Here is a 12,969-nt window from a genome sequence, read left to right as displayed (position 1 = left end):
CCCAGTGCGGCGGTGGTCAGGGCCGAAGGAGGCCAGGCAGGCGTCGTGGGCGGCTTCGGCCCGGGCGCGGGCTTCGGTGACGCGGCCCAGGCCCAGCAGGGCGGTACCGGTGACCAGGTCGACGGCGCCCGCCTCCGGGCCGCGCTGCGCCTCGGGCAGGGCGCGGTGCAGCTCGTCGGCGTTCGCGGCTTCGGCGAGCGCTTCCTCGTGGCGTGCCTGGCCGTTGAGGCTGCGGGCCACGCCGAGCTGGAGCACGAGGCGGATCCGGTGCGGCTCGCGCAGCTCCGCCAGCGCTTCACGGGCCAGGGCCTCGGCCTTCACGTGGTGCCCCTGGGCGTTGAGAGCGAAGACGACGCCGTTGGTGGCCGCGCCCGCCACGTTCCGCGCCTCCGGGTGCGTGGCCTCTGCCGCCGCGCGGACCACGGCCTCGCTCTCTGCCACGCATTCCGTGAACCGGCCCAGCGAGGCCAGCTGCTGGGCGCGGTCGGAACGCAGCTTCAGGGTCTGCCAGTGGCCGGCGCCGAAGAGCTTGCGGGAGACCGACAACGCCTCGTCGAACGCGGCCACGGCCTCGGTGTGACGGCCCTGGGCGCCGGTCGAGACGGCGGCCACGGTCAGCGCCACCAGGAGTTCCTCCCGGTCGCGGGGCCGTGACCGGGCCACGGCGCGCGCCTCGGCCTCGGCCTCGGCGTAGCGCCCGGCCTGGTACAGCTCGGCGGCGCGGACGGCGGGAGACCGCTTCGTACGTCCGGCGCGCATTCCGAAGAATTTCATGCCCGGAGCATAGGGAGGGGGCGGGCCAGGTCCGGCGGGGGGTGGGCGCTCCCCCTCAGGCGGCCAGCAGGGGGACCAGGCAGCGGCGGGCGAAGTCGCGGACCTGGGTGTCGTCGTCCAGTTCGAAGCAGCTGACCGGGTTGAGGAGGAAGGAGACGGTGATCCGCACCATGAGCTCGGCGACGGGGGTCGGGTCGGTCTCCGGACCGCCCTCCAGCCGCCGCACCTCGCGCAGCCGGCCCGCCAGGTAGCCCCGGATCGCGAGGAAGGCGGGGCCGCTCCCCACGGTCAGGAAAGGCAGCATCGTCTCGGGCTCCAGGCGCAGCAGCCCGCCGATGAGCGGGTGTTCGCGAATGTGCCGCAGCACGGCGGCGAAGCCCTCCACCAGCCGGTCCTCGGGGGTGGGCAGCGCGGCGACGGCCTCGTCCACCTCCTCCACGAACCTGCGGTACTCGCGCAGCAGACAGGCGGACACCAGGCTGTCCTTGTTGCCGATCCTCCGGTACACGGTCACCCGCGAGACACCGGCGCGCTTGGCGACGTCGTCCACGGTGGAGCGGCGCAGCCCGAAGGTCATGAACTGCTCGCGCGCCGCGTCGAGGATCTGCTCCCCCAGCGCGTCGGCGGGCGCACCGGGCCCTCCGGTCTCCGGAACGGGGGGCGCCCCGCCGGTACCGCGTGCCGTCATGGGCCCTCCCGTTCCTCCGGATCGCCCCACGATAGGAGCCGGAACAGAGTGACATGTTCCGTACCCCCGTACCAGCGCGGCGGGGCGCCCACCGGCCCGCGGTGGGCGCCCCGCCGTTCCGGTGGCGGCTAGTCGCAGCTTCCCGCGAAGGAGCCGCGCGTCACGACGTCGGTGGACGCGGCGCTCGTGTCCAGCCAGGCGACGCGCTGCCCGGTGCCGAGCGACGGCGCCAGCTGGGCGCCGGAGGAGCAGGAGACCCGGCGGAAGTTGTCGGAGCCGGCGAGGAGGTCGGCGGTCGTGGAGACGTAGACCTTGCCCGGACCGGTCCAGGAACCGAGGGCGCCCCACATGTCGTAGGTCGAATACGCGAAGTAGTCGTCGTTGACCGAGAACTGCGCCATGGCGGTGCTCTTCGGGTACGCCGGCTTGACCGCGGCGGACAGGTCGTCGAGCGGGGCGGACCGGAAGCTGGTGCTCGGGATCAGGAAGCCGCCCGTCTCCCGCCAGAAGACGCGGTCGGACGTGAACTGGATGTCGGAGACGTAGTTGAAGAGCCAGCCCGGGATGCGCAGGTTCTGCGTGGTGCCCTTGGCCACGTCGTACAGGTACAGGGTGTCGCCGTCACCGCCCGCCCAGGCAACATGGCCGTTCTTCATCGCGAGCCGGGCGGCGCGGGTACCGGACTCGGGTGTCAGGTTGACCGTGCGGCCGCCGGCCGTGCGGAGCATGACGTCCTGCTCGCCGTCGGCGGTGGTACTGATGTAGGCGAGCGCTCCGTTGTCGGTCACCGGCTCGGTCTCGTCCGCGTCGGGGCGGTCGACCAGCTTCTTGATCGCGCCCTGGCCCTTGGCGCCGGTCCCGTAGATGCCGATGGAGTCGGCGGTGATGCGGGTGAAGGCGATGCGGTCGTCGTCCAGCGAGGGGTCGAGCAGGTAGGCGTCCTTCTGGGCCAGTTCACGCACCGGCTTCTTGTCGAAGCGGCCCACGGTGATGCCGAAGGCGGCACTGCCCCGGTCCCAGGCGATGGCGTCGCCGTGGCTGATCGCGTAGACGTTGCCGTTGATCTGGGCGGCCTGCTCGTCGACCCCGCTGTAGACCTCGTACGCGGGCAGGACGCCGGCGCCGATGGTGGTCCCGTCCTGAGTGCTCCCCTTGTGCTCCCAGTCCTTCTCGATGCCGTGGCCGTCGAACGCCTCTCCGATCGCGGCGAGATCGGCCTTGGAGACGTGCAGGGACCTGGCGGCGAGGGTGACCGCGTTGCGCATGTCGGTGAAGCCGGACAGCGGGGTGAGGTAGTTCTGCGCGGCCCGGTAGACGATCCGGTCGGCGAGCTTGCTGTCGATGTCCTTGCGCATGTCCCACAGCGCGCCGCCGACGATGGTCGAGTTGTAGTGCACCCCGCCGTTGTCGATGTCGAGCGTGATGGGCAGGTAGTCCTTCTGCGCGTCGCGGCCGTCGTTCAGGTCGCGCAGGGCGCACTCCTCCAGCGGCTTGGTGCCGTTGCAGAGGTACTCGCCGATGAGGCCGGAGGCCGGGTCGCTCATCGCGACGCCCTTGTCGGCGGTCTCCATGGCGTTGCCGAAGTAGTCGGATATCGCCTCGTTGAGGGCGCCCGACTGGTTGAGGTAGACGAGCCCGGCGGAGTGCTCGGTGACACCGTGTGTCATCTCGTGCCCGACGACGTCCAGGCCGACGGAGAGCGGGACGCCGTCCATGTGGCCGTAGACCATCTTGGAGCCGTCCCAGAAGGCGTTTGCATAGTCCTTGCCGTTCGCCGAGACGTTGACGACCGAATAGATCGTGCCGCCCTTGCCGTCGACACCGTCCCGGCCGATCCGATCCTTGTAGAACTCGTAGACCTTCGCCGCGTTCAGGTGCGCGTCCACCGCGCCCGACGTGGTGTTGGCGCCGTCGAAACGGTCGCTCGCCGATGTGCCCAGCGTGATGTCGTCGGTGACCGGGCCGCCCGCGACGAGGTTGTAGTCCTTGCGGTGCGCGTCGTACGTACGTATCTGGCCGCCGGTCAGCGGATACATGGCGCGCGTCGAGTCGGCGAGCGAGTACGAGCCGTCCGTCTCCTTGTTGACCTCCAGCTTCGCCTCGCTGCCGTCGACGCGTACGCCCGTCCCCTGTGCGGGGGACGCATCGGCTGCGTCGATGTTGTTGTACGAGAGGGCGATGCCGCCCACCCGGGCGTCGACGTACACCTCCTGGCGCAGGGGGCTGCCGTCGGCCTTGCCACCGGTGACGGTGAAGTGCCAGGCGAGCCTGCCGCCCCGGGCGTCGGGCAGCACGGTCAGACCGTGCGCCTCGGTCCTCGCACCCGTGACGCCGGAAAGGCCGCGGTCGAGGGAGAACATCCGATGCTTCGCGGTGGCTTCGCTCACCGTGGGCGTCGTGGAGACCGTGAGATCGGTGTAGAGCGTGCCGGTGGCGGAGGTCACCTGCTGGCCGCCGCCGGCCGCCTGCGTCTGCACCGCGTACTCGGCGCCGAAGACCGGGACGCCCTCGTGCTTCTGCTGGAAGCGTACGGAGGACTGTTCGCCGTCCTTGGTGGTCCTGACCGTGGCCAGCTCGGAGACCGGGACCTTGTACGTGTCCTCATGAGCCTTCAGGTGGGCCCGGGCCGCCTGGGCCGGGGTGCCCGCCCGGGGGGCCTTGTCCAGGCCCTGGGTCATGGCGGGCGCCACGCCCGCCGGGTCCGCCGGCGGGGCCGTGGCGGTGTCGTCCGCCCAGGCCGGCGCGGCCATCAGCGCCGCGCCGGTGGCGGTGGCGACCACCCCGGCCGCCAGCATCCGCAACGCGCTCGTTCGTCTCACTGGACCTCCCCATCGCACACCTGCGTCCGAGCCGCGGAGGCGGCCCGGACGTTGACATGCCGATCGTTCGCCATGGAGCGCGACGTGAGAAGGGGATGGCTCTGGCGCGAAGGCGCCGTGGCGTAATTGCGCCTCAGGAATGTGGCTGTGCAGGCGAGTTGTCCGATGTTTCGGACAGCCAGCCCGCCCGGGCGGCGTGCCAGCCGAGCTGGAACCGCGTGGCGGCGCCCACCTCGTCCATCAACGTGTGCAGCCGGCGCTGCACGGTCCGGTGGCCCATTCCCAGCTGGCGAGCGATGGCGGCATCGGTGAGACCGACGTGGAGCAGGGCCAGGATCTGCCGGTCGACCGCCGCGACCGGCGACTCGGCGTCCCCGTCCCCGCCGGGCGGGACGAGCCGCCGCCCCCTCTCGAAGTGCGCCTCGAAGAGCGAGACCAGGGCCGTGAGGAGACCGGTCCGGTGGACGACGAGCGCGACCGGCTCGCTCTCCCGGTCCGGATCGAGCGGCAGCAGGGCGATACGGCGGTCCACGATGACGAGCTTGGTCGGCAGCCGGTCCGTGACGGATATGTGCTGCCCCTGGGCGAGGCAGGCGTCCACCAGGTCCGCGGTCGCCGGATGCTCCAGCCACGCCCGCTCGACGACGCTGCGCACGGTGACCCCCCGGCGCATCATCTCGGCGTCCGCCTCCTCGTGGTTGTCCTCGAAGCTGAGCAGTTCGGGCATGTGCCTGGCCGGCACGAAGGTGCACACCTCGCTCCTGGCGTGACGCTGCATGGTCACCAGGCGCCGCCGGATCGCCGCCGGGCCGGACAGCACCTCCACCGGGGCGCCGGCCCCGTACGTCTGCGCGGCCCGGTGCCGTTCGGACAGGTCCCCGACCAGCGACTCGACCCGGTGCAGTGCGGAGCGCCGGGACTCCAGCAGCGGCCCGAGGCCGAGGACGGGCGGGACCGCCCGGTAGCGGACGGGTCCGCCCGGCCCGGACCGGTCGGCGCCTGCGAGCCCGCGCTCGACGAGGGAGTCGAGGGCGCCCTGTACCGGGACCCCGCCCATGTGCCGGGAGAGGGCCTCCGGTTCGCTCTCGGGCCGGTCCACGAGCAGCCGGTAGACCGCGTCCTCGTCCGGGCCCAGCCCGAGCAGGGTCAGCAGCGACGCGTCCGACGGCTCGCCCGGCCGCGTCCCCGGGTGCCGGCCGGCCCCGCCCTGCCCCGTTTCGGCGTCCGCCACTGGACCTCCCCCTGCCCACCGCCCGGTTCGACGGCGGTCAGGCTATCCGCCACGCGACCGTACGCCGGAGAGGGGGCCGTTCAGCGGTAGCGGCGGAAACGCAGCGCCCTGCTCTCAGTCGAAGTCGTACACGGTCACGGACAGCCCCCGGTCCGTCAACCGGGTCGTTATGAGCGGCTCGATCCGGGACCACGTACCGCCCGCGAGGCCGCAGCCGATCCGGGGCATGTGCACCGAGGCACCGAGCTCCAGCGCCCGGTCCGCGACGGCAACGAGCCCCCTGTCGATGGCCTCGTAGCGCACGGGGACGCCCTTGCTGCCCCGGCGCATGCCGCGCTGGCCCACCAGGTTCGCCACCCACACGAACGGAGTGACCTGGACGAACTGCACCGCGCCGAGGCCGAAGTCGTTCCCCGCGCGCTCGCGGTGCCAGCTGCGGTACGCGGCCTCTGGTTCGGGCCAGCGGCGGGAGAGGGCCAGGACGAAGCCCTTGCCCCAGCCGCCGAGGTCGTTGCAGACGTGCACGACGACCTTGACGCCCTTGCCCCGGGGGGCGGTCGCGTCCCCCCGTACGTACGTGATCTCGGACATGCGTTCAGGCTAGGGGGCGACACTGACAGTGACTCGTTGCCACTTTCACATCGGTGGTGAGACAGCAATACTGTTGCACCGAGTGGGGCGCAGCACCGGACACGAGGAGCGGACATGGCGACCGAGGCCGAGGAGCCGAAGCTCACCGTCGACGAGCTGGCGGCTCGCGCCGGGGTGACCGTGCGGACGGTGCGCTTCTACAGCACCCGGGGGCTGCTGCCGCCCCCGGTGATCGGGCCGCGCCGGGTCGGGCACTACGGGCACGACCACCTGTCGCGGCTGGCGCTCATCGAGGAGCTTCAGCACCAGGGCATGACGCTCGCCGCGATCGAACGGTACCTGGAGCAGCTGCCGCCCGATCTGAGCGCCCACGATCTGGCCATCCACCGGGCCCTCGTCGCGTCCTGGGCGCCGGACTCGGCGGAGGACGCCTCGCGGGCGGAGCTGGAGCGGCGGGCCGGGCGGCCGCTCGGCGACCAGGACCTCGACCGGCTGGCCGCGATGGGGGTGCTGGAGCGGTCGGCGCCCGAGGACGGGGTCTTCCGGCTGGACCCGGGGCTGCTGCGGCTCGGCGTGGAACTGCTCGACGTGCCGATCGCGCACGAGACGATCCTCGCCGCCCGTACGGTTCTGATGGAGCACACCCGGTCCGCCGCGCAGGAGCTGACCCGGCTCTTCCGGGACGAGGTGTGGAACCCGTACCGGCAGCGGGAGACGGACCCCGAGCACCTCAGGACGATGAAGTCGCTGTCCGCGCACATGCAGCCGATGGTGCTCCAGGCCCTGGTGACCGCGTTCCAGCGGTCGCTGAAGGAGGAGCTGCGGGCGGCGTTCACCGCCGAGTGAACGCGCGGAGCGCCGTACCGCCGGGAGCGGCGGTACGGCGCTCCGCGCGCCGGGTCAGTCGTGGAAGGTCTCGCCCTTCTCCGCCTTCTCCACCAGCAGCGCGGGCGGCAGGAAGCGGTCACCGTAGCGTTCGGCGAGTTCCCGGGCGCGGGCCACGAAGCCGGGCAGGCCGCCCTCGTAGCCGTTGATGTACTGGAGCACGCCGCCGGTCCACGGCGGGAAGCCGATGCCCATGATGGAGCCGATGTTGGCGTCGGCGACGGTGATCAGGACGTTCTCCTCCAGGCAGCGGACGCTGTCCAGCGCCTCGGAGAAGAGCATGCGCTCCTGCATGTCGGTGAAGGAGATGTCCGTCCGGGCCTTGGTGAAGTGCTCGCGCAGGCCCGGCCACAGACGGGTGCGCCTGCCCGTCTCGTCGTACTCGTAGAAGCCCGCGCCACCGCTGCGGCCGGGGCGGCCGAACTCGTCCACCATCCGGTCGATCACCTCGTCCGCCGGGTGACCGGGCCAGGTGCCGCCCGCCTCCTCGACGGCCTTGCGGGTCTCGTTGCGGATCTTGCGCGGCAGGGTGAGGGTCAGCTCGTCCATCAGGGAGAGCACCTTGGCCGGGTAGCCGGCCTGCGCGGCGGCCTGCTCGACGGAGGCGGGCTCGACGCCCTCGCCGACCATGGCGACGCCCTCGTTGATGAACTGGCCGATGACCCGTGAGGTGAAGAAGCCGCGCGAGTCGTTGACGACGATCGGGGTCTTCCTGATCCGGCGGACCAGGTCGAACGCGCGCGCCAGCGCCTCGTCGCCGGTCTTCTCTCCCTTGATGATCTCGACCAGCGGCATCTTGTCGACCGGCGAGAAGAAGTGCAGCCCGATGAAGTCGACGGGGCGCGAGACGCCTTCGGCGAGCACGGTGATCGGGAGGGTGGAGGTGTTGGAGCAGAGCAGCGCGTCGGGCTCGACGACGTCCTGGATCTCCTGGAACACCTTGTGCTTGAGGGCGGTGTCCTCGAAGACGGCCTCGATGACGGCGTCGCAGCCCGCGAGGTCGGCGACCTCGGCGGTCGGGGTGATCCGGGCCAGCAGCTCGTCGCGCTTCGCCTCGGTCGTACGGCCCCGGGACAGCGCCTTGTCGAGCAGCTTCTCGCTGTACGCCTTGCCCTTGGCGGCGGCCTCGGCGGAGACGTCCTTGAGGACGACGTCGATCCCGGCCTTGGCGCAGGAGTACGCGATGCCCGCGCCCATCATGCCGGCGCCGAGGACGGCGACCTTGCGGACCTGGCGCTCCTCGATGCCCTTGGGGCGGCTGGCGCCCGAGTTGACGGCCTGGAGGTCGAAGAAGAACGCCTGGATCATGTTCTTGGAGACCTGGCCGGTGACCAGCTCGGTGAAGTACCGGGCCTCGATGGTCAGGGCGGTCTCGAAGTCGACCTGGGAGCCCTCGACGGCGGCGGCGAGGATGTTGCGCGGCGCGGGCATGGGCGCGCCCGCGATCTGCTTCTTCAGGTTCGACGGGAAGGCCGGGAGGTTCGCGGCGAACTTCGGGTGCGACGGGGTGCCGCCGGGGATCCTGTAGCCCTTGACGTCCCAGGGCTGCTGGGACTCGGGGTGGGCGTCGATGAAGGCGCGGGCCTTGTCCAGCATCTCCTCGGGCGTGGCGGCGACCTCGTGGACCAGGCCGTTCTCCAGCGCGCGCCGCGGGGTGTACTGGGTGCCCTGGAGGAGGACCTTGAGGAGGGCGTCCGCGATGCCCATGAGGCGTACGGTGCGGGTGACGCCGCCGCCCGCGGGGAGCAGGCCGAGGGTGACCTCGGGGAGGCCGATGCGGGAGCCGGGCGCGTCGAGGGCGATGCGGTGGTGGGCGGCGAGCGCGATCTCGTAACCGCCGCCGAGGGCCGCGCCGTTGATGGCGGCGACGACGGGCTTGCCGAGGGTCTCGATGCGGCGCAGCGAGTTCTTGATGGCGGTGCCGGTGTCGAACGCGAGCTGCGCGCTCGAAGGACCGATCCTGATCATTTCCTTGAGATCGCCGCCGGCGAAGAAGGTCTTCTTGGCGGAGGTGTAGATGATGCCCCGGATGGAGTCCTTCTCGGCCTCGGCGCGGTCGGCGACGGCCGCGATGGAGTCCTTGAACGCCTGGTTCATCGTGTTGGCGGACTGGTTGGGGTCGTCCAGTACGAGGGTGACGACGCCGGTCTCGTCCTGTTCCCAGCGGATGGTCGTGCTCTCGGTCATGGGTGTGTCTTCTCCGTAGGAAAGGGGACGGTCAGAGACGCTCGATGACGGTGGCGATGCCCATGCCGCCGCCCACGCACAGGGTGGCGAGGCCGTAGCGCTTGTCCCGGCGCTCCAGCTCGTCGATGAGGGTGCCGAGGATCATGGCGCCGGTGGCGCCCAGCGGGTGGCCCAGCGCGATGGCGCCGCCGTTGACGTTGACCTTGTCGAGGGAGACGCCCATGTCCCGGACGAAGCGCAGGACGACCCCGGCGAAGGCTTCGTTGATCTCGATGAGGTCGATGTCGTCGATGGTCAGCCCGGCCTTGGCGAGCGCCTTGCGGGTGGCGGGGGCGGGTCCGGTGAGCATGATGGTCGGCTCGGATCCGGAGACGGCGGCGGAGACGATACGGGCGCGCGGGGTGAGTCCGTAGCGCTCGCCGGTCTCCTGGTTGCCGATGGCCACGAGGGAGGCGCCGTCCACGATGCCGGAGGAGTTGCCCGCGTGGTGGACGTGGTCGATCTTCTCGACCCAGTGGTACTTCTGGAGCGCCACCGCGTCGAAGCCGCCCATCTCGCCGATCGTTGCGAAGGAGGGCTTGAGCGCGGCGAGCGAGTCGGCGGTGGTGCCGGGGCGCAGGTGCTCGTCGTGGTCGAGGACGACGAGGCCGTTGCGGTCCTTGACGGGGACGACGGACCGCGCGAAGCGGTTGTCCTTCCACGCCTCGGCGGCCCGCTCCTGGGAGAGCGCGGCGTACTCGTCCACATCGCGGCGGGAGAAGCCCTCGATGGTGGCGATGAGGTCGGCGCCGATGCCCTGCGGGGCGAAGCCGGTCTCGAAGTTGGTCATCGGGTCCATCGCCCAGGCGCCGCCGTCGGAGCCCATCGGCACGCGGGACATCGACTCGACGCCGCCCGCGAGGATCAGGTCCTCCCAGCCCGAACGCACCTTGGCGGCGGCCAGGTTGACGGCTTCGAGGCCCGAGGCGCAGAAGCGGTTCTCCTGGACGCCGGCGACGGTGTCGGGCAGGCCGGCCGCGATGGCGGCGATCCGGGCGATGTCGGAGCCCTGGTCCCCGAGCGGGCTGACCACGCCGAGGACGATGTCGTCCACAGCGGCCGGGTCCAGGCCGGGGAAGCGGTTCCGGATCTCGTGGATCAGGCCGACGACGAGGTCGATGGGCTTGGTGCCGTGCAGGGCGCCGTTGGCCTTGCCGCGGCCGCGCGGGGTGCGGATCGCGTCGTAGACGAATGCTTCGGTACTCAAGACAGCTGCCTTTCGAGGGTGGTGGCGCGAGCGGTGTTCGGGAGGCGGGTCAGGCGAGCAGCGAGCGGCCGATGATCTCCTTCATGATCTCGGTCGTGCCGCCGTAGATGGTCTGGATACGGCCGTCGGTGAACGCCCTGGCCACCGGGTACTCGCTCATGTAGCCGTAGCCGCCATGGAGTTGGAGGCAGCGGTCGGCGACGCGCTTCTGCAGTTCGGTCGCCCACCATTTCGCCATCGAGGCGTGCACCGCGTCGAGGGTGCCGTCGGAGTGGTCCACGATGCACCGGTCGAGGAAGGCCCGGGTGACGGCGCACTCGGTGGCCATCTCCGCGATCTCGAAGCGGACGTGCTGGAGCTTGGCGAGCGGCCGGCCGAACGCCTCGCGCTCCTTGACGTACGCAGTGGTGATCTCCAGGAGGTGTTCGGCGGCGGCGATCCCGGCGACGGCTATGCCCATGCGTTCCTGGGCGAGGTTGGTCATCAGGTGGATGAAGGCGCCGTCGCGCTCGCCGAGCAGGTTCTCCTTGGGGACGCGCACGTCGTTGAAGAACAGCTCGGCGGTGTCCTGGGACTTCTGGCCGATCTTGTCGAGGTTGCGGCCCCGCTCGAAGCCCTCCGCACCGCGCTCGACCACGATCAGCGAGAGGCCCTTGGCGCCGCCCTCCGGGGTGGTCTTCGCGACGACGACCACCAGGTCGGCCAGGATGCCGTTCGAGATGAAGGTCTTGGAACCGTTGAGCAGCCAGTGGTCGCCCTTGTCCTCGGCGGTGGTGCGGATGCCCTGGAGGTCGGAGCCGGCCCCGGGTTCGGTCATGGCGATGGCGGTGATGGTCTCGCCGCTGCAGAAGCCGGGCAGCCAGCGCCGCTTCTGCTCGTCGGTGGCGAGGCCGGTGAGGTACGGGCCGATGATGTCGTTGTGCAGCCCGAGCGCGAGTCCGGGCGTGCCGGCCCGGGTGAACTCCTCGGCCAGGACCGCGCTGTAGCGGAAGTCGGTGGTGCCGCCGCCCCCGTACTCCTCGGGCACCGCGAGGCCGAGGAGGCCCTGCCGGCCGGCGGCGCGCCATGCCTCGCGCGAGACGATGCCGTCCTTCTCCCACCGCTCGTAGTGCGGAAGGACCTCCTTGGCGAGGAAGGTGCGCACGGTCTCGCGGAACGCGTCGTGCTCTTCGGTGAAGATCTGCCGCTGCATCAGGGGGTGGTGTCCTTCCGGGTGGTCCGCAGGCCGGGCACGTCCCAGTCGGCGGCGACGGCTTCGGTGTCCGCACCCGGCAGGGCGGGAGAGGTGCGCACGGACGTGGGCGTGGCCGAGAAGCGGGGCGCGGGCGCGGGCTGGGTGAGTCCGCCGTGGTCCACGAAGGTGGCGCGGGCGGCGAGATGGGGATGGTGCGGGGCCTCGCGGAGCGAGAGGACGGGCGCGACGCAGGCGTCCGACCCGTCGAAGACCTCGGTCCACTCGGCGCGGGTGCGGGTGCGGAAGCGGTCCGCGACGGCGCCGCGCAGCTCGTCCCAGCGGGCCAGGTCGTTCCGGTCCGGGGCGGTGTCCGCGATGCCGAGGAGCCCGACGAAATCGTCGTAGAACCGCTGCTCCAGCGGGCCCACCGCCATGTACTGCCCGTCGGCGGTCTCGTACGAGCCGTAGAACGGGCAGCCGCCGTCCAGCAGGTTGGCGCCGCGCCGGTCCTGCCAGCCGCCGGCCGCGAGCATGCCGTGGATCATCGTGGCGAGGTGGGCGGCGCCGTCCACGATCGCCGCGTCGACCACCTGTCCGGTGCCGCCGGGCGTCCGGGCGTGCTGAAGGGCGGCGAGGATGCCGACGACGAGGTAGAGCGAGCCGCCCGCGTAGTCGCCGACCAGGTTGGCGGGGACGGTGGGCGGCTCGTCCGGCCGGCCGATCATGGAGAGGGTGCCGGTGAGCGCGATGTACGCGATGTCGTGCCCGGCGCGCTCGGCGAGCGGCCCGTGCTGGCCCCAGCCGGTCATCCGGCCGTAGACCAGTTTCGGGTTGCGGGCCAGGCAGGCTTCGGGGCCCACGCCGAGGCGTTCCGCGACGCCGGGCCGGTAGCCCTCGATGAGGACGTCGGCGCGTGCGGCCAGGTCCAGGACGGTGTCCGGGCCGTCCGGGGCCTTGAGGTCCACCAGCACGGAGCGCTTGTTCCGGTTGGTGAGGTCGCGGGCCGGGTCGATGCCGAGTCCGGCGCCGCCGGGGCGGTCGACGCGCACCACGTCGGCGCCCAGATCGGCCAGGAGCATCGCGGCGAACGGGCCGGGGCCGATGCCGGCGAGCTCCACCACCCGCAGGCCGCCGAGCGGGCCGCGCGGGCCGTTTCCTGTTGTCGCCATCGAGCCCCCAGCGGTATGACACAACTGATGTAACATCGATGATGCTAAGAACGCACCGCGCTCCGCACAACCCCCTGGGCCGAGCAAGCGCTTAGTTCTTTTCGCGGATATTCATGGATACTCCCCCATGACCCCCTCCCGCCCGCACACCGCCACGACACCCGCGCTAACCTCTGCTCGCTCCATCCGGCGCCGTCCTCCGTGG

Annotated in this window: 10 protein-coding genes; 1 reads left to right on the top strand and 9 read right to left on the bottom strand. The window is 71.5% G+C overall.

Annotation, left to right across the window (positions count from 1 at the left end):
- The 5 genes from ABZ565_RS09440 to ABZ565_RS09420 all read right to left on the bottom strand — a co-directional run.
- Positions 1 to 774, bottom strand: a 774-nt coding sequence (locus ABZ565_RS09440) for a tetratricopeptide repeat protein (RefSeq protein ID WP_361022623.1), incomplete at its 3' end; no start/stop codon positions are given.
- Between the two features lie 55 nt (positions 775 to 829).
- Entirely contained in the window at positions 830 to 1,462 is a 633-nt protein-coding gene (locus tag ABZ565_RS09435; RefSeq protein WP_361022621.1) for a TetR/AcrR family transcriptional regulator, read from the bottom strand.
- Between the two features lie 128 nt (positions 1,463 to 1,590).
- On the bottom strand, positions 1,591 to 4,281 hold the full coding sequence (locus ABZ565_RS09430; protein ID WP_361022618.1) for a M4 family metallopeptidase: 2,691 nt from the start codon (positions 4,279 to 4,281) through the stop codon (positions 1,591 to 1,593).
- A 133-nt stretch (positions 4,282 to 4,414) separates the two neighbouring features.
- Positions 4,415 to 5,512, bottom strand: a complete 1,098-nt coding sequence (locus ABZ565_RS09425; RefSeq protein WP_361022616.1) for a helix-turn-helix transcriptional regulator — start codon at positions 5,510 to 5,512, stop codon at positions 4,415 to 4,417.
- Between the two features lie 114 nt (positions 5,513 to 5,626).
- Positions 5,627 to 6,103, bottom strand: coding sequence for a macro domain-containing protein (locus tag ABZ565_RS09420; protein ID WP_361022613.1), 477 nt, complete (start codon positions 6,101 to 6,103; stop codon positions 5,627 to 5,629).
- A gap of 114 nt (positions 6,104 to 6,217) precedes the next feature.
- On the opposite strand from ABZ565_RS09420, the gene ABZ565_RS09415 reads away from it, so the two are divergent.
- Positions 6,218 to 6,949: a MerR family transcriptional regulator gene (locus tag ABZ565_RS09415; RefSeq protein WP_361022610.1), complete on the top strand. Its 732-nt coding sequence runs from the start codon at positions 6,218 to 6,220 to the stop codon at positions 6,947 to 6,949.
- 54 nt (positions 6,950 to 7,003) lie between these two features.
- Here the strand turns inward: ABZ565_RS09415 and ABZ565_RS09410 are convergent, their stop codons facing one another.
- Genes ABZ565_RS09410 through ABZ565_RS09395 form a run of 4 tightly spaced genes read right to left on the bottom strand, consistent with a single transcriptional unit; the run spans position 7,004 to position 12,764 of the window.
- Positions 7,004 to 9,175, bottom strand: a complete 2,172-nt coding sequence (locus tag ABZ565_RS09410; RefSeq protein ID WP_361022607.1) for a 3-hydroxyacyl-CoA dehydrogenase NAD-binding domain-containing protein — start codon at positions 9,173 to 9,175, stop codon at positions 7,004 to 7,006.
- A 31-nt stretch (positions 9,176 to 9,206) separates the two neighbouring features.
- Positions 9,207 to 10,421, bottom strand: coding sequence for an acetyl-CoA C-acetyltransferase (locus ABZ565_RS09405; protein ID WP_361022604.1), 1,215 nt, complete (start codon positions 10,419 to 10,421; stop codon positions 9,207 to 9,209).
- Between the two features lie 49 nt (positions 10,422 to 10,470).
- Complete coding sequence (locus tag ABZ565_RS09400; RefSeq protein ID WP_361022601.1) at positions 10,471 to 11,613, bottom strand: acyl-CoA dehydrogenase family protein; 1,143 nt, start codon at positions 11,611 to 11,613, stop codon at positions 10,471 to 10,473.
- Positions 11,613 to 12,764, bottom strand: coding sequence for a CaiB/BaiF CoA-transferase family protein (locus ABZ565_RS09395; protein WP_361022598.1), 1,152 nt, complete (start codon positions 12,762 to 12,764; stop codon positions 11,613 to 11,615). Before ABZ565_RS09395 ends, ABZ565_RS09400 begins: the two co-directional genes overlap by 1 nt.
- Positions 12,765 to 12,969: the final 205 nt, after the last annotated feature.

It is taken from the genome of Streptomyces sp. NPDC016469, assembly GCF_040632905.1.
Taxonomy (GTDB): domain Bacteria; phylum Actinomycetota; class Actinomycetes; order Streptomycetales; family Streptomycetaceae; genus Streptomyces.
The sequence above is the reverse complement of the archived record's forward strand: the minus strand, read 5'-3'. Positions and strand labels throughout refer to the sequence as shown.

Excerpts from the sequence above, each read along its gene's own strand:
- ABZ565_RS09400 (WP_361022601.1), bottom strand. The coding sequence starts at position 11,613 with ATGCAGCGGCAGATCTTCACCGAAGAGCACGACGCGTTCCGCGAGACC.
- ABZ565_RS09395 (WP_361022598.1), bottom strand. The coding sequence starts at position 12,764 with ATGGCGACAACAGGAAACGGCCCGCGCGGCCCGCTCGGCGGCCTGCGG.
- ABZ565_RS09415 (WP_361022610.1), top strand. The coding sequence starts at position 6,218 with ATGGCGACCGAGGCCGAGGAGCCGAAGCTCACCGTCGACGAGCTGGCG.
- ABZ565_RS09435 (WP_361022621.1), bottom strand. The coding sequence starts at position 1,462 with ATGACGGCACGCGGTACCGGCGGGGCGCCCCCCGTTCCGGAGACCGGA.
- ABZ565_RS09410 (WP_361022607.1), bottom strand. The coding sequence starts at position 9,175 with ATGACCGAGAGCACGACCATCCGCTGGGAACAGGACGAGACCGGCGTC.
- ABZ565_RS09420 (WP_361022613.1), bottom strand. The coding sequence starts at position 6,103 with ATGTCCGAGATCACGTACGTACGGGGGGACGCGACCGCCCCCCGGGGC.